At 37.9% G+C, this 23,766-nt stretch carries 17 protein-coding genes; 8 read left to right on the plus strand and 9 right to left on the minus strand.

Going from position 1 to position 23,766, the window contains the following annotated elements; all coding sequences use genetic code 11:
* From ACHFIY_RS17795 to ACHFIY_RS17810, 4 genes are all read left to right on the plus strand, one after another.
* The coding region (locus tag ACHFIY_RS17795; RefSeq protein WP_410847473.1) for an Ig-like domain-containing protein at positions 1-3,160 on the plus strand (3,160 nt) is incomplete at its 5' end.
* 648 nt (positions 3,161-3,808) lie between these two features.
* Entirely contained in the window at positions 3,809-5,344 is a 1,536-nt protein-coding gene (guaA, locus tag ACHFIY_RS17800; protein WP_489685650.1) for a glutamine-hydrolyzing GMP synthase, read from the plus strand.
* A gap of 99 nt (positions 5,345-5,443) precedes the next feature.
* On the plus strand, positions 5,444-6,595 hold the full coding sequence (locus tag ACHFIY_RS17805) for a hypothetical protein (protein ID WP_410847474.1): 1,152 nt from the start codon (positions 5,444-5,446) through the stop codon (positions 6,593-6,595).
* A gap of 78 nt (positions 6,596-6,673) precedes the next feature.
* The gene (locus tag ACHFIY_RS17810; RefSeq protein ID WP_489685651.1) at positions 6,674-7,090 is read left to right on the plus strand and encodes a nucleoside-diphosphate kinase; all 417 of its coding nucleotides are present in this window, start codon (positions 6,674-6,676) and stop codon (positions 7,088-7,090) included.
* Between the two features lie 223 nt (positions 7,091-7,313).
* Here the strand turns inward: ACHFIY_RS17810 and ACHFIY_RS17815 are convergent, their stop codons facing one another.
* Complete coding sequence (locus ACHFIY_RS17815) at positions 7,314-8,096, minus strand: queuosine precursor transporter (RefSeq protein WP_410847475.1); 783 nt, start codon at positions 8,094-8,096, stop codon at positions 7,314-7,316.
* Positions 8,097-8,526: 430 nt separating this feature from the next.
* Between ACHFIY_RS17815 and ACHFIY_RS17820 the strand changes: the two genes are divergently transcribed.
* The 3 genes from ACHFIY_RS17820 (at position 8,527) to ACHFIY_RS17830 (ending at position 13,491) form a co-directional block, all read left to right on the plus strand.
* Entirely contained in the window at positions 8,527-11,082 is a 2,556-nt protein-coding gene (locus ACHFIY_RS17820; protein ID WP_410847476.1) for a YfhO family protein, read from the plus strand.
* 250 nt (positions 11,083-11,332) lie between these two features.
* Positions 11,333-12,376, plus strand: coding sequence for a class I SAM-dependent methyltransferase (locus tag ACHFIY_RS17825; RefSeq protein ID WP_410847477.1), 1,044 nt, complete (start codon positions 11,333-11,335; stop codon positions 12,374-12,376).
* Positions 12,373-13,491: a glycosyltransferase family 4 protein gene (locus ACHFIY_RS17830; protein ID WP_410847478.1), complete on the plus strand. Its 1,119-nt coding sequence runs from the start codon at positions 12,373-12,375 to the stop codon at positions 13,489-13,491. Before ACHFIY_RS17825 ends, ACHFIY_RS17830 begins: the two co-directional genes overlap by 4 nt.
* Here ACHFIY_RS17830 and ACHFIY_RS17835 read toward each other — a convergent pair whose 3' ends face one another.
* The 8 genes from ACHFIY_RS17835 to ACHFIY_RS17870 all read right to left on the minus strand — a co-directional run bounded on the left by ACHFIY_RS17835 (position 13,492) and on the right by ACHFIY_RS17870 (position 21,149).
* The gene (locus tag ACHFIY_RS17835) at positions 13,492-14,367 is read right to left on the minus strand and encodes a glycosyltransferase family 2 protein (RefSeq protein WP_410847479.1); all 876 of its coding nucleotides are present in this window, start codon (positions 14,365-14,367) and stop codon (positions 13,492-13,494) included. It lies immediately after the preceding gene.
* 18 nt (positions 14,368-14,385) lie between these two features.
* The gene (locus ACHFIY_RS17840; RefSeq protein WP_410847480.1) at positions 14,386-15,390 is read right to left on the minus strand and encodes a glycosyltransferase; all 1,005 of its coding nucleotides are present in this window, start codon (positions 15,388-15,390) and stop codon (positions 14,386-14,388) included.
* Positions 15,383-16,243 (minus strand): hypothetical protein, encoded by an 861-nt coding sequence (locus tag ACHFIY_RS17845; protein ID WP_410847481.1) that lies wholly within the window; start codon positions 16,241-16,243, stop codon positions 15,383-15,385. The genes ACHFIY_RS17840 and ACHFIY_RS17845 overlap by 8 nt, the downstream gene beginning before the upstream one ends.
* Positions 16,244-16,315: 72 nt before the next feature.
* A complete protein-coding gene (locus ACHFIY_RS17850) occupies positions 16,316-17,035 on the minus strand; it encodes a class I SAM-dependent methyltransferase (RefSeq protein WP_410847482.1) in 720 nt (239 codons plus the stop codon).
* 16 nt (positions 17,036-17,051) lie between these two features.
* Positions 17,052-17,897, minus strand: coding sequence for a glycosyltransferase family 2 protein (locus ACHFIY_RS17855; RefSeq protein WP_410847483.1), 846 nt, complete (start codon positions 17,895-17,897; stop codon positions 17,052-17,054).
* Between the two features lie 34 nt (positions 17,898-17,931).
* A complete protein-coding gene (locus ACHFIY_RS17860; protein ID WP_410847484.1) occupies positions 17,932-18,783 on the minus strand; it encodes an NAD-dependent epimerase/dehydratase family protein in 852 nt (283 codons plus the stop codon).
* Between the two features lie 107 nt (positions 18,784-18,890).
* Positions 18,891-19,766: a dTDP-4-dehydrorhamnose reductase gene (gene rfbD, locus ACHFIY_RS17865; RefSeq protein ID WP_410847485.1), complete on the minus strand. Its 876-nt coding sequence runs from the start codon at positions 19,764-19,766 to the stop codon at positions 18,891-18,893.
* Positions 19,767-19,871: 105 nt separating this feature from the next.
* On the minus strand, positions 19,872-21,149 hold the full coding sequence (locus ACHFIY_RS17870; protein WP_410847486.1) for a nucleotide sugar dehydrogenase: 1,278 nt from the start codon (positions 21,147-21,149) through the stop codon (positions 19,872-19,874).
* A 1,493-nt stretch (positions 21,150-22,642) separates the two neighbouring features.
* Here ACHFIY_RS17870 and ACHFIY_RS17875 point away from each other — a divergent pair.
* Positions 22,643-23,428 (plus strand): hypothetical protein, encoded by a 786-nt coding sequence (locus ACHFIY_RS17875; protein ID WP_410847487.1) that lies wholly within the window; start codon positions 22,643-22,645, stop codon positions 23,426-23,428.
* The last annotated feature ends 338 nt before the right edge of the window (positions 23,429-23,766 follow it).

Raw genomic sequence — 23,766 nt, forward strand, 5'->3', positions numbered from 1 at the left:
CACTTTGATATTGACTATTAAACCGCTTTCTACTTCTACCACAAATGCAAGTATCTGTGCTGGCAGTGCTTATACCTTTAATGGCACAGCATATAGCGTTGCAGGAACATATACAGCACATTTAACGAATGCGGTAGGCTGCGATAGTGCCGCTACCTTAGTGTTGACCGTTAAAGCACTTTCTACATCAACAACCAATGCAAGTATTTGTGCCGATGGTTCTTACACATTCAACGGCACTACTTACACTGACGCAGGAATATATACAGCACATTTAACGAATGCAGTAGGCTGCGATAGTGCCTCTACCTTGGTATTAACAGTAAAAGCCCTTTCAACTTCTACCACGAATGCTGCAATCTGCTCAGGTGGTTCTTATACTTTCAATGGAACATCATACAGTGTTGCGGGTTCATATACTGCACATTTGGTAAATGCAGTTGGCTGCGATAGCGCTGCTACATTGATATTGACTGTGAAAGCACTTTCTACATCCACCACCAATGCAAGCATTTGCGCTGGCAGTTCTTATACCTTCAATGGCACAGCATACAGCGTTGCAGGAACTTACACTGCCCATTTGGTAAATGCAGTTGGCTGCGATAGTGCCGCTACCTTGATATTGACAGTAAAGGCAAATTCTATTAGTACCACCAACGCAAGCATCTGTGCTGGCGGAAAATATAATTTTAATGGAACATACTACAGCATTGCTGGTAGTTATGTATCCCACCTTACCAATGCCCAAGGCTGTGATAGTGTTGCTACTTTGGTATTGACCATAAATTCACCTACTACTTCTACCACGAATGCAAGTATTTGTGCTGGCAGTTCTTATTTGTTTAATGGCATCAATTATTCAATGGCTGGTATCTATTCAGCATACCTTACCAATGCTGCTGGGTGCGATAGCATTGCAACGCTAGTATTAACCGTAAACCCTCTGCCAACAGTTGCTGCCATTAGCGGGGCAAATACTGCATGTGCTGGTTCTACCATTGCCTTGAAAGATGCTACTGCTAATGGGGTATGGTCTTCTTCAAACATTGCCGTTGCAACTGTTAATGCAAACGGCAAGGTGAGTGGCATTGCTGTTGGCACGGCAACTATCAGCTATTCAGTTACCAATAACTGTGGGACAACTACTGTAACAAGCAGCATTGCCGTAAACAATACTGCTGCACCTATATCCTTGCAGCCTATCACAGGTGTTTCTGCTGTTTGCAAGGGCGATACCACAACGCTGTACAACGGCACGCCTGGCGGTTTCTGGAGCATTGACGATACCGCTATTGCACATATAGATAGCTTGACAGGGCTGGCAAAAGGGGATAGCAACGGCATGGCAAATGTGGTTTACGCAATAGCCACAGCCACAGGCTGCAACGCAACCGTAAGCGTGCCACTGACTGTAAGTTGCGGCAGCGTAATATCTGGCAGCTATGGGGGCGTGGAAAGCAAAAGCCTGGGCGATGCCATAGCAAAACGTGTATATAACAAAGCATTGGCAAACTTCGTAAATGCCGTGAGCTATAACTCGCTGCCATTGGTAACCACCAATAGGGCTACCATTAGCACCATGGGCATTACAACACCAGGCAATCTAGCAGTAATTGATTTAATGCCTAACAAAGAAGTTATTGGGACAGGTTACAAGACCTATGATGTGTCTGCCAACCTTGCCGACTTGACCAGCTTTACCAATGCGCAGGTAATGAAAGGGTACGACTATGTAGCCAATGGGCAAACAAAGTCCACCACGTTGATTTCCCGTACTTACGGTGCTGTTTACTCGCACACCAAGCAAATTTGCGACAGGCTAAAAGGGGCTACTTTGCTGGAGGCTAAACAAATAACAGTGCAGCAATTGCATTTTATGCAGTACAAGTTGCAGCAACGCACAGGCGAGGTGGAATATGCCATTAGTTTCTCGGCAGGCGTGCAAAACAACAGCAATACATTCAAAATTCAATCTGTTTGGCTAACCAAGAATTTTGTAAACGTTGATACCATGTACAATTTCCAGATTTGGGCTGTGGATCCCAAAATGGCTACTTATATGCTGAACAATGTGCTAAACAAGCTGAACGCTTTAATGCCATTGCAACAAATAAATGACAGCCTTGGCGCACCAAAAGCATATATCACCAATATTACCCGTGATGGCAACAACTTGGTGCTGAACATCAACAACACCACCGCATCAAGCAATGCGTATTTAGACTTAGTAGTTAGGAAAAATGAAAACGATGCGAACACAACCGATAAAATAGTACCTGTAACCCTGCTGCCAAATGCAATTACCAAAGTGGTGGTTGACTTGAAAGATGCGTATGAAAACGATGCCAACTTATACCTCGATGGCAAACAACAAGACCTTGCCTATATGAACGATGGCAACTGGAATTATAGCCTTAGCAACAGCAATCTAAAGCCCAATAGCTTTACCATTAGCAATGATGGGGTATTGCCACAAGCGGGCGAGTTCAGGTTGTTCAGGGGCGTGAACATCAATGTAAACACGCCAGACTATGTGTCTGTTTATAAATTGATGGAAGCGGGTGGGCTAAGCAAAGACTTATCTGGCTATAGCAACTTGGTTTTAAATGCTTCTGCTACGGGTGCAGGGCAGTTGAAAATTGTAATTCAAAAATCGTCCATCAGCAATTGGAGCGACCAATACAGCTATACATTGCCAATTTCTACAGATGCTAAAGACTATGCTATCCGCCTACGGGATTTTGTTTCCGCAGCCAGCAAAGACACGCTAACGGCAGACGATGTGGTAACTGTTACTTTCTCTTTCCTTGGCAACGGCAACAATAATATTACCTCAGCTATTGCAGGGGCGAAGTTTACACAAACCGACTATGTATATCAGCAAAGCTTGGCAGACAAGGCTGTAACGGTTTATCCCAACCCTGCAACAGACAGGTTCAACTGCCAGTTTAAATCGGAAATTAATGGAAAGCTCGTATTGAGGCTAATGGAACTAAGCTCGGGCAGGACAATCATTACAAAAACAATCAATGCCGTGGTTGGTCAAAACATAGTGCCAGTCGAAGTTGGTAAAACAAGTGCTAAAAACAATCAATATATATTGCTACTGGGCAACAATGATGGCCTGAAATACACGCCATTCAAGGTGCTGATGAAGTAATTGTTTATCTGGCATTGTTCCATTAAAAAAAAATCCCCGGGGAGTAATTTTCCTGGGGATTTTTTTTATTGCAACAAATAGTTGTAATAATTATTTTGTAATAATTTTATTTATTCATATTTTTTTAATACATAATTGTAATAGAAATTTTGTAATAATTTAATTCATTACAATGAAATTATTACAAATGAATTTGAGTTTCTAACGAAAGGTTTTTGAAAGGCAAATCTTTCTAAAACTGATGATTGACATATGTTCTCGCAAGTCCAAGTCAAACTTCGTGTTGCTTGCGTACGGCCTTTGGCGTGTCCCCTTCGCTTTGATTTCCATGACGGACATAATCAGCAACTTCCCGAAAGTTTAAACTTTCGGGAAGTTTGGCTTTGGATGAACCCCCACTTGATACAATGTTTCCAAATTTCTAATTTGAACAACTAGCTAGTTTTTTACTGGCAAAAACAAAAAACCGCTGTGCAGCCCAGCGGTTTTTTATGGCTTATATATAGGTCTGAAAACATAACTACACAGAACCAAATTTAATCACATTTTATTTTTAAATAATAATCAGGTTCTAAATCAAAACCCTTTTACCAACCCCACCATTTAAACGCATGTCCAAATTAAATTTTCTTCATTTACATTTGCCGCATGACGGAAAAGATACTCATCCTCGACTTTGGAAGCCAGTTTACCCAGCTGATTGCCCGTTGTGTGAGGGAAGCCAATGTTTATTGCGAAATAATCCCTTATAATAAACCGTTTGTTATTGACAGCACATTAAAAGGGATTATCCTTAGCGGATCGCCCTTTAGCGTAAACGATGCAGCACCGCCAATAGTAGATGTTGCTGCTTTGGCAGTACAAGTGCCTGTGTTGGGGGTTTGCTATGGGGCACAATTAACCGCAAAGCAATTGGGTGGCCGGGTTGACAAAAGCAACAAGCGTGAGTATGGCAGGGCTATATTGACCATTGCCGGGCAAGATGCCTTGCTACAAGGCTTGCCTCCTGATTCGCATGTATGGATGAGCCATAGTGACAGCATTGCCGCCCTTCCTGAAGGTTTTGAGGTATTGGCCACCACTAGCAGCATACCCGTGGCGGCATTCCGGAGGGCAAGCGGCAATGGCTTCCCATTGTATGGCTTGCAGTTCCACCCCGAAGTACACCATTCTGCCGAAGGCAAAAAAATAATCAGCAATTTCTTAATAAATGTCTGTGGCTGTACGCAAAACTTTACCCCAAATGCTTTTATTGCAGAAACCATTGAAAACCTAAAGAAACAAATTGGCGATGCCAAAGTAATCATGGGCTTGAGCGGCGGGGTTGACAGTACCGTGGCAGCAACCCTTATCAGCAGGGCTATTGGCAAAAACCTATACGGTATTTTTGTTGACAATGGCCTTTTGCGGAAAGGCGAATTTGAGCAGGTATTGGATATTTACAAGCAGTTAGACTTAAACGTTACAGGCATTGATGCCAAGCAATTGTTTTACGATGCACTAGCCGGCAAAACCGACCCAGAGGCAAAACGCAAGACCATTGGCGGCCTATTTATAGATGTGTTTCAGCAGGAAGCAGCAAAAATAGAAGATGCCAGCTTTTTGGGGCAAGGCACTATTTATCCCGATGTGATAGAAAGCATAAGCGTGCATGGGCCATCTGCCACCATCAAGTCGCACCACAATGTAGGCGGGCTGCCAGCCACCATGAAGCTAAGCCTTGTAGAGCCGTTGAGGTCTTTGTTTAAAGATGAAGTGCGCAAAGTGGGGCTTGCCTTGGGCATACCACACGATTTGCTTTTCCGCCACCCATTCCCTGGTCCCGGCTTGGCCATCCGCATATTGGGGGAAGTAACAGAGGAAAAGGTAACATTATTGCAAGATGCAGATGATTTATATACAAAAGCGTTGAAAGAAACTGGGCTGTACGACAAAGTTTGGCAGGCTGGCACAATTTTGCTACCTGTAAAAAGCGTAGGCGTTATGGGTGATGAACGCACGTATGAGTTTACGGTTGCGCTAAGGGCTGTAACTAGTGTTGATGGAATGACAGCCGATTGGGCGCACTTACCTTACGAGTTCCTTGCAGATATTTCTAATAATATCATCAACCATGTGCCTGGTATCAACCGCGTGGTATATGACATAAGCAGCAAACCCCCCGCAACAATAGAGTGGGAATGATTTAATTAAGAATTGAGAATTAGGAATTAAGAATTAAATGTTAGAACAGATTTTTATTCTTTTTCCAAATTATCAACTGTCAATTATCAATTATCAATTATGTACAAATACCCTATCCTTTTTATCTTTACCTTGATTATAGCATCTTTTAGCTTAAATGCTCAGCAGCCATTGAAGGTTGCTGTGTTTGCACCTATATATACAGACAGTGCTTTTGATGGCATTGATTACAAGCTAGGCATCAATAACTTGCCTAGCAACATGATGGCTGGCCTTGATTTTTATAATGGGGTAATGATGGCCATTGATAGCCTTGATGATGAAGGCAAAAACATGGAAGTGCTTTTTTATGACAGTAGAGGGAAAGAAAGCATATCCAGCATCATCCGTAAGCCCGAATTCAACGATGTAAACTTGATTATTGCTGCGTTCAATAACAGGCAAGACATAAAGCCACTGGCCGATTTTGCTTTCAGCAAAAAAGTGCCGCTTGTTTCTTCCACTTATCCTAATGACGGGGGGGTAACAGAAAACCCATATTTTGTGTTGATTAATACATCTTTAAAAACACATTTAACTAATATATACAGCTACCTACAAAGAAACAGGCCTACCAGCAACATTATCTACATAAAAAAGAAAGGGCAACTGGAAGATTTAATACAAAGTTATTTTATAGAGGCTGCCAAAACAACTGCAGCAGTGCCACTTACCTACCGGACTCTAGAAATTTCAGACACCTCAACTGCCAAGTCACTACTCCCCTATTTAGACAGCACTGCCCAAAATACCATTGTATGCGGGAGCATAAATGAAATGTTTGGGTTGAAACTGGTAAAAATGGTAGCCTGTGCCAAGTCCTACGATTGCACAGTAATGGGTATGCCCACTTGGGATGGGGTAAAGGAGCTGGATGGCTACGACTGCAGGGGGGTGAACATTGTTTTTTCAACACCTTACAATTTCCCAAGGACACAAACTTTGGTAGCAAGCCTTACAAAAAAGTACAGAGCTAATTTAATGGCCAAGCCAAGCGAAATGTATTTTAAAGGATATGAAAGCATGTTGCATTTTGGTAGCCTTTTGTTAGAAAACCCAACTACAGTAGTTAACCATATAGCAGATAAAAGTTTCAAGGTTTTTACTGATTTTGATATTCAACCAGTTAGAGGAAAGTATGGGCAACCTGTTGAATATTTAGAAAACAAAAAGCTATATTTTATCAAAAAACTAGATGGGCATTACCAATAGCCACATTGACACTAGCCCTAATACGTATAAATCCCTTACTTTTACGCCCTCAATAATAAAGCAGAAACAAATAAAATTATGAGTAACAGGACATTTACGATGATTAAGCCCGATGCTACATCAAAGGGTTATACAGGTGCTATTTTAGATCAAATCATCAAAGCAGGGTTTAGCATTAAAGCGATGAAATGGACAAAACTAACCAAGGAGCAAGCTGGTTTGTTTTATGAAGTACATAAGGAAAGGCCTTTCTACCCAGAATTGGTTGAGTTTATGAGCAGCGACAAAATAGTAGCGGCTATACTGGAAAAAGAAAATGCAGTAGCAGATTTCAGGGAATTGATTGGTGCTACCAACCCTGCAAATGCAGCAGATGGTACAATCCGCAAAATATTTGCAGCCTCAATAGGCGAGAATGCTGTGCATGGTAGCGATAGCGATGAAAATGCAGCAATAGAAGGGGATTTTTTCTTCTCTAAGCTAGAGCGTTTTTAAAATACACTTTCTTGTTATTAAAAAATGGGCGATAGTATTTCTATCTGCCCATTTTTATTATTAGGTGCAAATTTGGTTAATCTGCCACGAAGGCACGAAAACACAAAGAGGCACAAAGTTTTAAGCAAGAAGAAAAAGAAAGAAGATAATCGCTTTTTTCTTAGTTAAACTAAGAGCCTTCGTTCGTTTATAGCAAAATAAGACCTGAATAGTAAAGTTTTTTTTAATTATTCCCTTTGCCCATAGCTGCCATTTTCATTTGATGCGCTACTTCTTCCCCAAAATACTTTGTAATCCGCCGCTCTATCAAGTATATAAGTGGTGTTAGTACTATAGCCATGGTAAACTTGTATATATAATTGACCAAGCATATTGCCAGTACCAGTTGCCAACTCCACCCCTTCCCTATTTTAAACGCAATAAACAATACCACAAAACTATCTACCAGTTGCGATACAACCGTGGAACCAGTAGAACGCAGCCACACCCATTTATCGCCAGTTACTTTTTTTATCTTGTGGAAAATATACACATCCACAAACTGGCTAACCAAAAAAGCTGTAAGGCTACCCACAATTATCCACATCCCTTGCCCAAAAATGCCACTGAAAGCTATTTGCATATCATCAATGCCGCTGCTTTTGCTGCTGCCAAACCAAAAATCGGCTCCTGGCACTTGTATGGCAGCATAAAACATTAAAAAAGCATAAGAGATAAGCCCTACGGCAATATAACTGATGCGGCGCACAGCCTTGGGGCCATAAAACTCATTGACAACATCTGTAATAATAAACTCCAATGGCCAGAGCAATACGCCACAAGTGAGGTTGAACGCAAGCCCACTTTGACCAAAAATGGTGAAATTAGATGGGTGCAAACCAACCAGTTTCTCGAAAGAGAAAATCTTTCCGCCTATACACTCTGCAATAAGGGCATTGGCTACAAAAAACGCAGCGATGGCAATAAAAAGTTTTGTAGGCTTGTCGTTTAAAATATTTGTGATCATGGGTTAGAAGATAACTAAGTATATGATTTGAAAAATAATAAAAAACAGATTAGTATACAATAGCCAATTTGGAGTTGGCACTACTTTCTTTTGAATAAACAGCAAAAGCCAGCAAAAGTTGAGCAATAGGTTCAAAAAAAATGATGCCCCCCATCCCAAGGTAATAATCACGCTATTAATATCCTGGTTGCCAATAAAATCTTTTGTGCCCTTTACCAGCACACAATATAAAAACAACCCATTACAAATAAGTGCTACCCTGCTAAGAAATGTAAGTGAAAATTTGTCCATTAAAAAGGCAGAAATGATTTTTAAAAGATAATAGTATGCAAAAGTCAGTGGAAAAAGCCATATCAACTAGTTTAATCATTCAATGATTGATATAAGATTGAAAAATAGCATTATTTTGCCGCACTTATAAAAAAGATAAATGAAGCAATTTAACTGGAAACCCTTGCTGCCGCATATTGTAGCCGTCCTTACATTTCTAATTCTGTCTATTATTTACTCCAAGCCTGCATTAGATGGCAAAGTAGTAGAGCAGCACGATGTGCAGCAATGGAAAGCTATGGCTCACCAGTCGTATGTGGTTAGGGAAAAAAATGGCTATTTCCCTTTATGGACAAACAGCATGTTTAGCGGTATGCCGGCTTATCAAATAGCCATGGAAAGTAAAGACCCACCCTATATAAATGTGTATTATTTCCACGAATTGCTTACCCTTGGGCTGCCTAAACCAACCTATTACCTGTTTTTTTGCTGTTTAGGATTTTATTTCTTGGCAGTTGTAATGGGGGTAAACCCATGGCTTAGCATAGCTGGGGGTTTGGCGTATGGCTATTGTTCTTATGACCCTATAATCATCACAGCAGGGCACGATACCAAATTAATGTCCATAGCTTATGCCCCGGCCATATTGGCTTCTATGCAATTATTGTTCAAAAAGCGGTATTGGATTGGCAGCATCATGCTTTTGTTGACCACGGTTGGCTTGTTTGTACAAAGCCACCAACAGATTGCTTATTATACTTTACTCATGGCAGTGTGCATGAGCATCCCCTTTTTAATAAAGACAATAAAGGAAAAAGACTTCAAACACCTAGCATTCACATTTGTGCTAAGTGTCGTTTGTAGTACGTTGTCTGTTCTGTATGTGGCCAATAGTTATTTGCCCACCTACGAGTATTCAAAAGAAACCATGCGTGGCGGTGGCAGTGGGCTTACATTGGGCAATGCTGACAAAAAGAACAAAACAGTTGGGGGGCTAGATAAAGACTATGCGTTCAGATGGAGTTATGGCATTGGCGAAACCCTCACTTTAATGGTACCCAATGCTTTTGGAGGCGGTAGTTCTACCACTTTTGGTGATGATTCCAAGGTAGCTGCACTGCTTCAAAATTCGCCAGAAATACCACAGCAAGCTGTGCAACAGCTATACCAAGCAGCATCAGCCTATTGGGGCGATCAGCCTGGCACATCTGGCCCTGTTTACCTAGGGGCATTTGTTTGCTTGATGGGCTTAGCAGGCTTTATACTTTCATCAAACAAAAACAAATGGTGGCTATTGGCCATTACTATTTTTGGTATTGTATTGGCCTGGGGCAAGAACCTAGAAGCAGTGAATTATTTCTTGTTCGACTACCTACCATTCTATAAAAAATTCAGGGCTCCTTCCATGTCGTTAGTGATGCCGCAATTATCAGTGGGATTAATGGCTACTCTATTTATAAATGAATTTATAGACACAGCAACCGACAAGGAAAAGCAAGCCAAGGTATTGAAGCAGTTTTTAATAATTGCAGCTAGTTGTGTAGGTTTATTGCTAGCCTTTTATTTATTTGCAAGTTTCAGCAATGCCAATACCCTTGCATTAAAGAAAAATTTGGAAAATGCATTCAAAGGCAACGATAGCTTTATTAAAAGTTACATGCAAGCATGGGCAGATGACAGGAAAGAATTGTATTTTAAAGATATGCTGCGCTCATTAGGTATTATGGCAGTAGCAGTGGCTGCTTTTTATGCTTACGCAAAAGGTATGGTTAAAAAGCCAATTGTAATTGCCGCATTTATTTTATTGGCCATGATAGATTTAATGCCTATAGGAAAAAGGTATTTTAGCGATGATAATTTTGTGGAACCCGAAACATACGAGTTGGCTTATCAAAAAACAAAGGCAGACGAAGCGCTGGACAAAGACACAAGTTTTTACCGTATACTAAACCTTGCGGCCTTTAATGGCAGTGGCTATAGCATGGACATGGGTAGTTCATTTAATGATGCGCTTGCATCGTATCACCACAATACTATTGGCGGTTACCACCCTGCTAAATTGTCTATTTACAACGACCTAATCGAATTCCAAATTTATAAAAACATACAAGCATGGGGAAGCAACCCGAATGCCAAAGATAGCTTCCCTGTGTTGAACATGCTGAACATGAAGTATGTGATAGTGCCAGACCAAAGGGATCCCAAGCAAACCATGGCTGTGCCAAACCCTTACGCATTGGGCAATTGCTGGCTAGTAAAAGAACTAAAATTTGTAAAAAATGCAGATGAGGAAATGACATCCATGGATCATTTCAACCCAGCCCAGACAGCTATTGTAAATGAAAGTTTTAAAGCAGCAGCAGGCAACCCTCCTACTTTTGACTCTACCGCGTCAATTAAATTTATTGAAAACAGGAATGACTATATTAAATACGAGAGCAATGCGGCTGCCAACCAGTTTGCCGTGTTTAGTGAAATTTATTATAGCCAAGGCTGGAATTCATATATAGATGGCAAAAAAGTAGACTATTGCAAGGTGAACTATGCGCTTCGTGGCATGGCTATACCGGCAGGCAAGCATTTGATTGAGTTTAAATTTGAGCCATCCTTAGTGCATTTAGGGGAGCAATTAGGTAAATATTCTGGCATATTATCGGCAATATTGGTATTACTCTTCGGCTTTTTGGAGTGGAAGGAATATAAAAAGAGGATTTGAAATACAATATGACAAACTTGAAAACTATATTTACCCTACCTTATTAGGTACAGATAAATTAACGTACTTAATAAGGAAGTGGGCGAAATTATCTTTATAGACACAAATGAGGATAAAGTACTAGATACCCACAAGTTATTTACATAAAGAAAATTTCTATTTATATCTTGTAAAAGCAGGGCATTAATTTTAGTAAGTATATTTCCTATTTTACAGATTTCCCTTTTGTTGATGAATAGCAAGGCAGATAATGGATAGATTCGTACCGCATACAGATAATTTAGGGCAATTGCTGCAAGCCAAGGCAGAACAGCTTTTTACCCTGATGAAAAACATTGACGTAGAAAGATTGGGCTTGTCTGAGCATGGCAACATCTATTTTTTAGGAAGCCATTTTAAACGCATGTTTTTTTCCATACAAACCAGTGCGCATTTGCTCTACAACAGCATACAACTGAGCAAAAAGGACGTAAAGGATATTGTGATAATGGATTATGGGGCAGGCATTGGCAGTTTGTATATCCTAGCCAAAATGATTGGCTGCAAGCAGGTTATTTACAATGACATATTGGAAGAATGGAAGCAAAATGCGCTGCTTATAGCCAATGCCATCCATATAGATGTAGATGACTATATAGTAGGCAATATTGACGACACTTTAAAAATCCTGGAGCAAAAAGGGGTAAAATGCGATATTATTACATCAAGGAACGTGGTGGAACATATTTACCGTTTAGCCGATTTTTATAAGATTATTGCCCAATACCAACCACAAGCTATTGTGTATTCTTCCACTACTGCCAGTTTCAATAACCCAGCTACAAACATCCAACATGTATTGCACCATAGGAAAATTGAAAAAATATATGTAGCCCAAAGAATTAAATTTATTGAGGAACATTTTCCAAAATTGACAGATAATACAATAAAACTGTTGGCAAAAAAGACACGTGGCTATGAAAAAAACGACCTTTTATATGCAGTAAACCAGTTCAATAAAGATGGGTCTATCCCTGCCAAAGGATACTATTATACCAACACTTGTTATATGGAGTATGGTGTTTGGGCAGAGAACCTTCTACCCTTTCTTATCCACAAACAAATGGCTCAATCGGCAGGAATGGGCCTCATGATAAAACCTGGTTTTTGGGATACGCATTACACTAAACCATGGAAAAACAAAATGGGTTCATTTTTTAACGCCTTTATTTCTGTGAACCCATCAATTGGTTTTTTAGTAGCCCCTTTTATTTATATTATAGCATTGCCAAATAAAGAAAAAAAGCAAAGTTGAAACAAAAAATTGTATCAGTCGTTCCCTATGCTACCCTACCTTGTTTTTCTGGTGGCCAAAAATGTATTGCCCAGTTTAATGAATATATGGGATTGCAGTGCGAGCTAACAGTTGTTAGCACAAGTAAGAACGACCTTTCCTTGGTAAAAAATTATACACTTTTACCGTGGATGAAAAATGGCAAGCTAAAGTTTTTTCAATTACCGCTTTTTTTTCAATTGGCAAGTTTCATTAAAAAAAACAACATCCAATACCTTATGATTGAGCACCCTTACATGGGATGGCTTGGTTGCTTGTTGCGTTGGCAATGCAAAATACCCCTAGTGGTGCATACTTATAATATAGAATACTTGCGGTTTAAATCGGTAGGCAAAAAATGGTGGCCCATTTTAATGTGGTACGAGAAAAAAATACTAAACGCAGCAGATATCGTTTTTTGTATTTCACAGGAAGACATGGAATATATGATTGGCAACATAGGCATTGATGAGGGTAAATGCCATGTAATTACTTTTGGTACCCCCCTATCTTCAACCCCAACAGATAAAGCTGATTGTGCCGCTTTGGTAAGGAAGCAACATAACATTAAAAATACCGAGGCCATTATCCTTTTCAATGGCTTATTGAGCTATAAACCTAATGCCCAAGCAGTGCTGGATATTTTGAATTGTATTAACCCAATTTTGCTAAAATATCCCGCCTTTGAATACAAGATTATTATCTGTGGCAAAGATTTGCCAGCAGAACTAAATGGGCTACAGGATTACGCTAATAAAAACATTATTTACATGGGTTTTGTGCCAGATATTGAACTGTATTTTAAAGCGGCTGATATTTTTATCAATCCCATATTAAGTGGTGGTGGCATAAAAACAAAATTAGTAGAGGCACTTGGTTTTAATACTACGGTTGTTTCAGCAGCAACAGGTGCCATTGGCTGCGATAAAACCGCGAGCGGCAATAAGCTAATTGTTGTACCAGACAATGACTGGGCAGGTTTTGCAGAAGCTATTATCAACCAATTATCCCAGCCAACCCCTACCCCAGCCTCATTTTATAAGGAATATTATTGGGGTAATATTACCAAAAAGGCTTTCAATATTTTGTTTAACTGACTAGCTCCTGTTTTTTGAAATAATATATTTTATAAAATATCTGCTATACTCCTTTGAAAGATAAACCATGCAGAATAAATAATAATACAATCCTTTGCCTTTTCTTTCTTGCATGATGGCCAGTTCGTTTTTTATCATGGTAAGCATAAGGCGCAATTGCTTGCTTTTAATAGTACTGCCATTGTTAATATGCACAATTGTTGTAGTATGAAGAAAATAAGATGGGTAGCCAAGCTTTGTAAACTGGTAACACCATAGGTGGTCTTCGCCATACATAAAGAAACGGTTGTCTAATTGCTCGTTTGGCAATTTCAAAAGCAATCGCTTCTCGAACATAAAAAAAGCCCCGTTTACCCAATCACAATAAGTACTAAAATCAAGTTTAAAATATTTCCCAAACATAAGCCTTGCACGTTTAGTATATGGCATCAAATAGAGAATAAAACGCAATAAATCTAGCCATTCCCAGCTGATGCCCCTAAACCTACGAGCCGTATATTGGACTTTGTTAGTATCTGGAAAAACCATCCTAACACCTAATGCCCCTATGTTTTGTTTTGCCTTAAAAGCATTGGCCGCTATTGAAATACTATCTTCTATTAAATAAGTATCGCTGTTCAGCAACAACAGCAATTCGCCAGTAGCTTTTTCTATGCCTGTATTATTACCTTGTGCAAAACCCCCATTTTTATTATTAGGCACCAATATAATTTGTGTGTATTTTTCAGCAAAAAGAACTGGGCTACATTCTGTGGATGCGTTATCAACAAGCACTATTTCATAATCAACACTTTTAGTGTGCTTTATAATGCTTTCAATACAAGAGCATGTTAGTTGAAAAGTATTGTAGTTGATGATGATGATGGAAACTTTCAATATTCTTAACTCAAAAAATTAATAAATAGGTTTCTTATACATTCTTTTAAACAACAAAAATATAGAGCGGGTAACTAGATTACTATCAATATATGTTGCTAACCTTACACTGAAATTACTGGATGGTTCATAAACAACATTGGGCAGCAATAAAGCAACATACCCTTTGCAATTTTCCAAAAAAAGGCTAACTGTCAGTTGGTTCCTCATTTTTTTTGGTGTCCTCAATAAACGATGCGTTAACCCTTGACAATATATATTTATATAATTTAGCACATACCTTTCAATAGTGTTGGCAAAAAGAGGCGATTCTTTCTTCAAGGCAGCAAGGAAATGAATAAATATCCCAAACGCTTTTTGAAATTTATCATCTGCCGATGTTGTAGTGGTACTTTGGTGCAAGCGAAATGAAAAACAGGTTTCAAAAGCAGTTGCCTTATAGTGAATTTTGGTTAATTGCACCCATAACTCAAAATCTGCAAACAATAAGTTGGGGTATCTTGGTGGTATGCCCCCTACTTTTTCATAGTCTTTTGCGCGCATCATGAACCCAGTGCCCATTGTATCAATTTGATTGCATAAAAAATGCCCTAAAAATTCGTGTGGCTGCTGCACTTCGTCCATAGGCTTGCACGCTTTTATTAACTTGCCCACAGAGTCTATATAGGTAAAATGGGTTTGGTACAAACTTGCTGTTGGGTGCCTGGCTATCAAGGCATCCATTGTTGTTAAATATCCAGGAAATAAGATGTCATCGTGTCCAATCAATGTTATAAACTCATTTTTCGGCACGGTTAAAGCCCTTGTCCAGTTTTCCTCAATACTAAGTGATTGCGTAGATGAGTATATAACAATTCTTTTATCTTTTAATGAAGTAACCCATTCCACAGTGCCATCAGTACTATTATTGTCCAGTACAATAAGGTTAAAATCCTGCAATTCCTGGTTTAAGATGCTTCCTACGCACTCTTTAATATATTCCCCACCGTTTCTTACCGGCAGGATAATGCTAAATTTATTCATATTTGCCCCACGCTAACTCCGTTAATTGTTTTTTTTTGAATTCGCTCGACAAGTTATACATTTCTGTTTGGTTATCAGCAAAAAGAAGGTTTTCCTGCTCTTTTATCCAAAATGTATTTGCGATTGCCCATTTTTCTTTTCTGTAACTAGTTCCAAATTTATCAATTACCAGCACATCAAGCCCCTTGGCTATTACTTGGTTTGTTAGGCTATTCCTGCCGCTTTCAAACAAATAAGCGGCAAATTTATTATTTAGTTTACCGCACGATATATTTTCAAACAATTGCTTGGATATAAAAAAACCAGTTGTTCGTATATGGTAATTGGGAAAGGGCTTAAAATAAAATCTCCAAAGCGTACCTGCTTTTATCAATAATTTTATTTTCCTAAAATTGTAGTCAAAAGATTGGCTGCTATCCCAATGCCAAGTATGCTTTTTAAAAACATCCTGCCAGTAGCATGAGCAAGAAGCAGTTGCCCCTATTAACCCTATACCATCTTGTATGTTTTTTACATAATTCAGTAACCAGTCTCCTGCTAAAATCTTTGTATAGCTATTCAGGAATAAAAAATAATCACAATCCACCTGCAATGCAATCCATTTATAAGCCTCTATGTCTTGAACGCTTTCCATGTAAAAACTTGTATAAATCAATCCTTCGCTTATGGCGTACTCATGATAAGCAGAGGTTTCTGTTTTGTTGCCAACACCATTGAACAAAAACAACAATTGATGTTCATGCCCGCTTATATGTTGTTTATACGACACCACGAATTGTTTGAACAAATCAATGCCAAAGGGCAGCCATATCAAGTGAACAACGAAAATGGTATTATTTTTAGTTAACATCATTCTTGTACCTCAGGATTTTTTTTGCGAATGAAAACTATTGCATGTTTTTGTTCATTTTGAATAAGACAACAGTTATTTTTTTGCTACTACTACATAATTTAATGTGAACAAATCATCAGTGTATTTTTTGTCAAGCCAAACTGCAAAATTGTTGTACAATATTTCTACCTTCAAATGAACAAAAATAAGTTTTATTATCCTTGAGCGAAATGTGTTGTAACGCCTAGTAGAGTATAGCGTGTTTAAGAACAGTTGAAATACTGCCGCCCATTTGCCTCCGTTTGCTTTGATTTCTATTATTTCAAACCCAGCCTGTTCAAACAATACGATTAATCCATATTTTGAAAATCTAAAAAAATCATATGGTTCTTCGTGAAGTTCCCAACTAAATGGCATTGAAAAAATGGCATGACCACCTCTTTTCAAAACTCTGAAAGATTCACTTACTACTTTACGATGGTCAGCTACATGCTCTAATACTTGCGTACAAAAAACAGTATCGAATTGCCCTTCTTCAAAACATAAGTTATCTGCCGGGCAAAGGAAATCAGCATTATTGGCACTACTTTGTACTATATCGCAACCAATATGGCTATCTGTTAAGCCTTTTATTATACTTGCATACGGTTTATTGCCACAACCAATGTCTATCAATACACCTTTTGCATAAGTTTTAAGCATGTGCAATATATCATGATAAAGAAAGTAATTTCCAATATAATACTGATTTTTCTTTGATAAGATGTTGTTTTCAGTAACCCTTTCAATGCCAGGTATATGTTGTTGAATCATTTGTAAGTACTTTTCCTTAGTGTTTTTGATATAAAAATCCTCTATATATTTTGTTTTCTCTAATCAACCTATCATAATAACCATAGAAATATTTCTTTAAAACCAGCCGCCAAAAAAAATTGAAAGGGGCTTTTTTTACTCTATAAACAAAATGGTTATTAAGTAACTCATAATCAAGTTTGTCTTTGTATTTTTGGATTAAATACAACTCTATTTCATTTTGTTTTTTTATATCTGCATTTAAAGACCTCATCATGGAGTTCCTAATAAACCTATATTCAAATGTAACTGCATTCAAGTAGTAAAACCCATATCCCTTAAATGCAATCCTTAGCCATAAGTCCCAATCTTCAAATCCCATTATTTTCATTGGATCATAGTAGCCAACTTCTTCCAATACACTTTTCCTGATAATAGCACAGGCATCTATATAGTTTCCTAACATTAAACGCTGCAAATTGAATTCCCCAGTTATTTCTATTCCTTGTTTATCCCCAAAGAAATTTCTATCTCCATATAAAACTGCTATTTGGGGGTCATTTTCCAAAATATTTAAACCTTCCTTATATCCAGGCAAGAGTTTATTATCTGCATCTAGCGGCACTATATATTTCCCAATCGAAGCCCTAATTCCTGTATTCCGTGCTTCACCTAACCCTTTATTTTCTTGAAAAATAACATTATAACCTTTCCCTTTTAAATCAGCCAAGTATTGGTTAGTAAAACTATCAGTAGAGCCATCATTAATAATTATTGTTTCTATAAGATTGGCATCCCAAAACGACAAACTATCTAAAGCTTCTTGGATGAAACTTCCTTGGTTATAGCAAGGTATGATTACTGATACAAGCGGTTGCATCATTTTAGAGAATATTTTTTAATTGCTTTATAGAAAATTATATTTTATTTACCATATTTAATTTTTCTATCCCCCCCCAAAAACGCATAGGTTCATAATCAGGGTAAGGATAATGCCCCAAATTTAATTTGATGCTTGCATTTTGTTTTTGTATATAGTCTTCTACCAATGCTTTTACAGTTATAGGAATGCCGCTAGCACAGTTAACAATGCCATCCACTTCTTTTTGCAAGGCAATACTTACAATATTTGCAGCTACATGTTCTACTGGCAAGTAATCCCTTACCTGCTGCCCCCCGCTCATGTTAAACACTTCCTCGCTATTCTGTATGGCCATGTCTAGCTGCGGAAGAATGGATTTCTGGTTTTGCCCCTTGCCATACATATAAAACAACCTAGGCCATTTCAAAGAAAAAGGGTGCATTTTTCTCAATTCCTCCAAATATTTGCGCAAGCAATCTTTTGCCAGTGCATAAGGGTTCTCAGGCTGGGTAAGCATTGTTTCAATTAAGCACCCTTCTATCATGCCATATTCAAAGCAAGTTCCAGTAACCGTTATGTCTTTAGCCCCGTTTACTACTAGGTTTTTTAAAAACACATAATGCCTAGGTAAATTTTCTTCAAAATGGAACAGCGACTTATAATTGGGCAACCCTTCCCATGCTAAATGGATAATACAATCTGGCTTCTCAAAAAAAGAATAATAATCTATAGAATTATCTATTGTCTTTAAATCTAAGGCAATATAAGTTACTTTGCTAAACCAATCCTGCTTTTCAGCTTTTTCTTGGCTTGACGAAGTAGCTATAACCCTATGACCAGTTTTCAGCAGGGCATGTACCACATAGCCCCCAATAAAACCTGTTGCCCCAGTAACCAATAACCTCACTATAATTAGGAATTAGGAATTAAGAATTAGGAATTCCCCCAAGCGTTTGATGCCTCATGATTTGCAATTTTTTGCCTCACCCCAGCCAGGCCTAGAGCAACTACCCTTTACCCCATTAATACTTTTATACATTTTCCCAAACCAACTTTCCAATCAATCAGTTGCACCCCAAAATCGTTTACAATACTCTCTTTGTCCAAAACAGAATAAGCAGGCCTTTTGGCTGGGGTTGGGTAATCGTTCGTAGGTATGGGAGATACTTTGCAATTGAGCCCAGCCATGGCATTAATTTCAGTTGCAAAATCGGCCCAAGAAATAACGCCTTCGTTGCTATAGTGATAAATGCCGTAATGGATATTGCCTTTCTCCAGTTCTTGGATAATATGCAGCAAAGCCACTGCAAAATCTGTAGCATAAGTTGGAGAACCTACCTGATCGCCTACTACATTTAATGTTTCCCTGTCTTTCATCAAACGCAGTATGGTTTTTACAAAATTGTTTGCATGTACGCTATACACCCATGAAGTGCGTACAATAATTGTTTTAGGGTTGTTTTTCTTGGCTAGTTGCTCGCCTACCTCCTTGCTGTAACCATAATAATTCAAAGGGGCAGTAGCTTGGTATGGCAAGTAAGGGGATGTGCCATTGCCATCGAACACATAATCTGTAGAAATAGTAATCAATGTGCAATCAATAGCTGCACATTCAGCAGCTATTACGCCAACACTAGTTGCATTGATAGCCAAGGTAAGGTCTTTTTCTGTTTCCGATTTATCAACCAAGGTATATGCCCCGCAATTGATGAAATAGGATGGCTTGTAGAATTGAAAAAAAGCTGGGATACTTTCAGGATTGCTTAAATCAAGCTCTTCCTTATCTATAAACAGAAAGTCAAATTGATGGCTATACCCACTTTCTAGTTGGGATAATTCCCAGCCTAATTGCCCATTTTTTCCTGTGATTACTACTAATGGCTTTAACATACTTTTTTAAGTTGGCCGACAAGGGTTAACAGTTAACCGAGCCTCTGTTTGATTAATAATTAAAAAAAATACTTAGGCAACGGTTAACTGTTAACCGCCAACCGTTTACAAGCTCCAATACTGCCTTGAGGTAATTTTGTTTTGATAAATACCTTTTATGTCGGCAATTAACCCATTGGGTTTGGTAATGGATGCAAAATATGTATCATCAAGCAATTTATACGATTTATGTGGCACAATAATAACAACTGCGTCATAATCAGTAGCAATTTTGTCCGCTAGTGGAAAGTTATATTCTTCCATTAGCGCATTGCTGTCAGCATAAGGGTCTGCCACTTCTACATTTAGGTGATAATCTTTCAGGGCATGGACCACATCTGCTACCTTGCTATTACGGATATCCGTTACATTTTCCTTGAAAGTAGCCCCCATTACCAAAACCTTGGCCTCTTTTACATGGGCACTATGGCGGATAATATGCTGGATTATTTTTTTAGCAACATATCCCCCCATGCTGTCGTTTATATACCTGCCTGCTGCAATTATTTTAGATGCATAGCCTAGCTTGGCTGCTTTATAAGTTAAATAATAAGGATCTACCCCTATGCAATGCCCACCAACCAATCCCGGTTGGAATCTTAAAAAATTCCATTTGGTAGCTGCAGCTGCTAGCACATCGTAGGTATTAATGCCCATTTTGTCAAAAATAATGGAAAGCTCGTTCATCAGGGCAATGTTCAAATCACGTTGCGTATTTTCAATTATTTTTGCTGCTTCTGCTACTTTTATGGATGGTGCTTTGTGGATGCCCGCTTTTACAACCAACGAATAAACACCAACTATGGTCTCCAAAGCTTCTTCATCGCAGCCAGCTACTACTTTTATGATATTTTCTAATGTATGTTCCTTATCCCCTGGGTTGATGCGTTCAGGCGAATATCCTAGTTTAAAATTTACCCCCACTTTCAGCCCGCTTATTTCTTCTATAATAGGCAAACAATCTTCCTCTGTGCATCCGGGGTAAACGGTAGATTCAAATATAACATAATCGCCTTGTTTCAACACGGCACCTATGGTTGAGGATGCCCGCTTTAAAGCAGTGAGATCCGGTATATTGTGTGCATCCACGGCAGTAGGCACAGCAATAATATAAAAATTGGCTTCTTTTAATATTTGTATCGAACTAGTGAACACAATATCGCAACCTCCAAAATCAGAGTTCGTTAGTTCGTGGCTTGGGTCTATGCCTTGCTGCATCAATGCTACCCTTTTTTCATTAATATCAAAACCAATTACGGGCAGTTTACGGGCAAAAGAAAGGGCTATGGGCAAACCCACATAGCCAAGGCCTATTATAGCAATTTTTACTTCAGTATTTTTCAAAACATTTATATGCATATATATACATGGGCAACCAGCCCCCCCTGCGAATGTACATTATTTGGCTTTATTTTGAGTTTGTTTAAGAAAGAGCTTCGCTTAATAAAAGGCATTTACTTCCAGAAAATTTAAAACTTTCTGGAAGTAAAAAAGCCTTTGCCTAGGACAGAAAACTTTCAGCCTTTAAGGACAATTTCTCTAAAACTACTCTTTTTATTAATGTTTTACGTCCATTCATTGCACAAAACCACCTGACCGAAAAACCTATTTTGGGGTAAATTATTAGAGGACATTCCTTAGAGGTAAAAGGGTGGGCAGATAAATTAGGCTGCTTTAATTAATTGTTTACTTTTGAAATGACATATCACTTAATACCCTGAACATTTATGCTGCAAACCAGTTTAAAAAAAGTATTGCTAACAATATTTTTTAGTATCGCTATACTAGTTATTTTCCCACGTTTTTTTTTTACTGATTTTTCTGACAAAAAGAGTTTTATTGATTGTGGGTGGGAATGGGCATTTGGTTTTTTTATAAGCCATAAAGAAAACTACCAATGGGGGAAAGATATTATATACACCTATGGGCCCTTGGGCTTTTTATCTGCAAGGTCGATACCCGCAAATTATTGGATTTGCCAATTTTTTCTTGATATATACATAGGTTTAAATTATACAGTTATTTTTTTGCTGCTTTTAAAAACACAAAAATTTATAACCACTTTGTTATTTTGTACCGTATTGTTGGTGGCGATGTGGGAAGTAAATTTCTTATTAGAGATTTTTGTGCTATTTGTATTGTGGTTTATTAAAAAAGAAAAGAAAGGATACTGGCTATCATACTTTGTTATATTAAATGCCACCTTAATGGTGTATATAAAGTTAAATACACTGCCTGTAATATTACTTTCAACAGCTTTACTTTGGTATTTATTATGGAAAGATAAAAAATATTTGACGGCCTTTCTTTCAGTTATATTGTTTTTTGCATTCAATTGTTTTTTAATGTCTTTTTTTAATGTCTCAATAAGCAACTATATAATAACTGCATTTGATACAATTAAATATTATAGCTATTGTATGTACGCTTACAATCCAGCTTATAAATTTATTTTGTTTACATGTGCATTTTTGACTTGTTGCGCCTTACTGTTTATTCTTTTTATAATATTAAAATGCTTTCTTCCTAAAAAGATTTTTTTTGAGGCTTTCCTAATTGGTATTATTGGACTAATCATTTTTTTATTATTTAAACAAGGGTTTACCCGCTTGGATAGAGGGCATTATAATCAATTTTTTTGCTTTTTCCCATTATCAATTTATTATATTTACTTGTTAGTTCCCAAATACAAAAAGTCCTTGGTTTTATTTATGCTTGGTAGCATTTCTTGCAGCTTGGCATTTAGTTCTGTTGTACTCATTAAACATTATACGGGCAATATTCCGCTTTTAAGCGGCCCCTTTCCCATTGTAAGTTATTTTTCACAATTAATTGAAATGAGTAATTCCAAAATTAATTCCCAAAAAACGCTTTATAGTGGCAAATCATACGATTATTATAGCAACCAGTGTTTAAATGGCATGGATAATAACAACATTAATTGGCACAATAGGCCTGCATTTCAATCTATTGTAGCTGTTTCTGAAAAATTGGATGCCATGAACGCTGCTTACTATAACGGGGCAAATGCTCCTGATACTATTTTTTATGATAATCTCTCTGTTGACAATAGGAATCCACTCTGGGATGACCCACAATGCAAGTGGGCTATTTTTACGCATTACAAATACTTATTTACCGATTCGCTCCACCAACTGGTCCTTGAAAAGCGACCTGTTTCATTACAAAAGAGAAAACTACTTTTAATGGATACAGTTATTACGTTTAATCAACAAATAACTATCCCCCAAAATGAAAAAGGGATTATTACCTTGAACGCCCAAGTTGATGCTAATTGGAAAGGGAATTTGCGGGCTACGCTTTTTCAGCCGCCACATATAGATTTAGTATTGCGGCATTATGGCAATAATAAAACAGGGGTTGTGGACACATTCAGGTATTGCCACAATCTTTTTAACAAACAGGATTTAATTATTAATTACGCTACTGGCATATGTGATAACATCGATGCAGCATTCAACAGCAATAAATTAGATATTGAGTTGTTTACGAAATTTAATTCTATACAATCAAACATTAAATCTTTTTCATTTCAAAATGATATGCCTTCGGGCACATCAAGCAAAATAAGAATCCTGATTTATAAAATAACATTAGACTAAAAAACGAGGCCATTTCAAAATTACGCTTTTTGTTGTTCTATACTTTTAATAAATATTATATATTAAATTTTATTTATATTACTACCCCCCTTGGTGTTTGCATTTTAATAAACATCCTATATGGGAGAAATTTTGGATGCTCATGGGGGAATATTTCCCCCATATAGGATTTTTATTTTTGGTTATATACCCATACATGCGAATTTTACATTAAAGGAGCAGCTAGGGGCATCTTTTCCTTGCCTCCCGCTTAGGATGTTAGTTGGCTTAGGAAAATGATAATTCACTATCAAAATCTTATCAGTTTATTATCAATAAACTATTATTTCACTATATTA

It is taken from the genome of Parasediminibacterium schistidii, from assembly GCF_046546515.1.
GTDB lineage: Bacteria > Bacteroidota > Bacteroidia > Chitinophagales > Chitinophagaceae > Parasediminibacterium.

Coding starts and splice junctions, on each gene's coding strand:
- ACHFIY_RS17855 (WP_410847483.1), bottom strand. CDS start 17,897: ATGATGCAACCGCTTGTATCAGTAATCATACCTTGCTATAACCAAGGA.
- ACHFIY_RS17825 (WP_410847477.1), top strand. CDS start 11,333: ATGGATAGATTCGTACCGCATACAGATAATTTAGGGCAATTGCTGCAA.
- ACHFIY_RS17810 (WP_489685651.1), top strand. CDS start 6,674: ATGAGTAACAGGACATTTACGATGATTAAGCCCGATGCTACATCAAAG.
- ACHFIY_RS17805 (WP_410847474.1), top strand. CDS start 5,444: ATGTACAAATACCCTATCCTTTTTATCTTTACCTTGATTATAGCATCT.
- ACHFIY_RS17820 (WP_410847476.1), top strand. CDS start 8,527: ATGAAGCAATTTAACTGGAAACCCTTGCTGCCGCATATTGTAGCCGTC.
- guaA (WP_489685650.1), top strand. CDS start 3,809: ATGACGGAAAAGATACTCATCCTCGACTTTGGAAGCCAGTTTACCCAG.
- rfbD (WP_410847485.1), bottom strand. CDS start 19,766: ATGTTAAAGCCATTAGTAGTAATCACAGGAAAAAATGGGCAATTAGGC.
- ACHFIY_RS17850 (WP_410847482.1), bottom strand. CDS start 17,035: ATGATTCAACAACATATACCTGGCATTGAAAGGGTTACTGAAAACAAC.
- ACHFIY_RS17815 (WP_410847475.1), bottom strand. CDS start 8,096: ATGATCACAAATATTTTAAACGACAAGCCTACAAAACTTTTTATTGCC.
- ACHFIY_RS17875 (WP_410847487.1), top strand. CDS start 22,643: ATGAGTAATTCCAAAATTAATTCCCAAAAAACGCTTTATAGTGGCAAA.
- ACHFIY_RS17845 (WP_410847481.1), bottom strand. CDS start 16,243: ATGATGTTAACTAAAAATAATACCATTTTCGTTGTTCACTTGATATGG.
- ACHFIY_RS17840 (WP_410847480.1), bottom strand. CDS start 15,390: ATGAATAAATTTAGCATTATCCTGCCGGTAAGAAACGGTGGGGAATAT.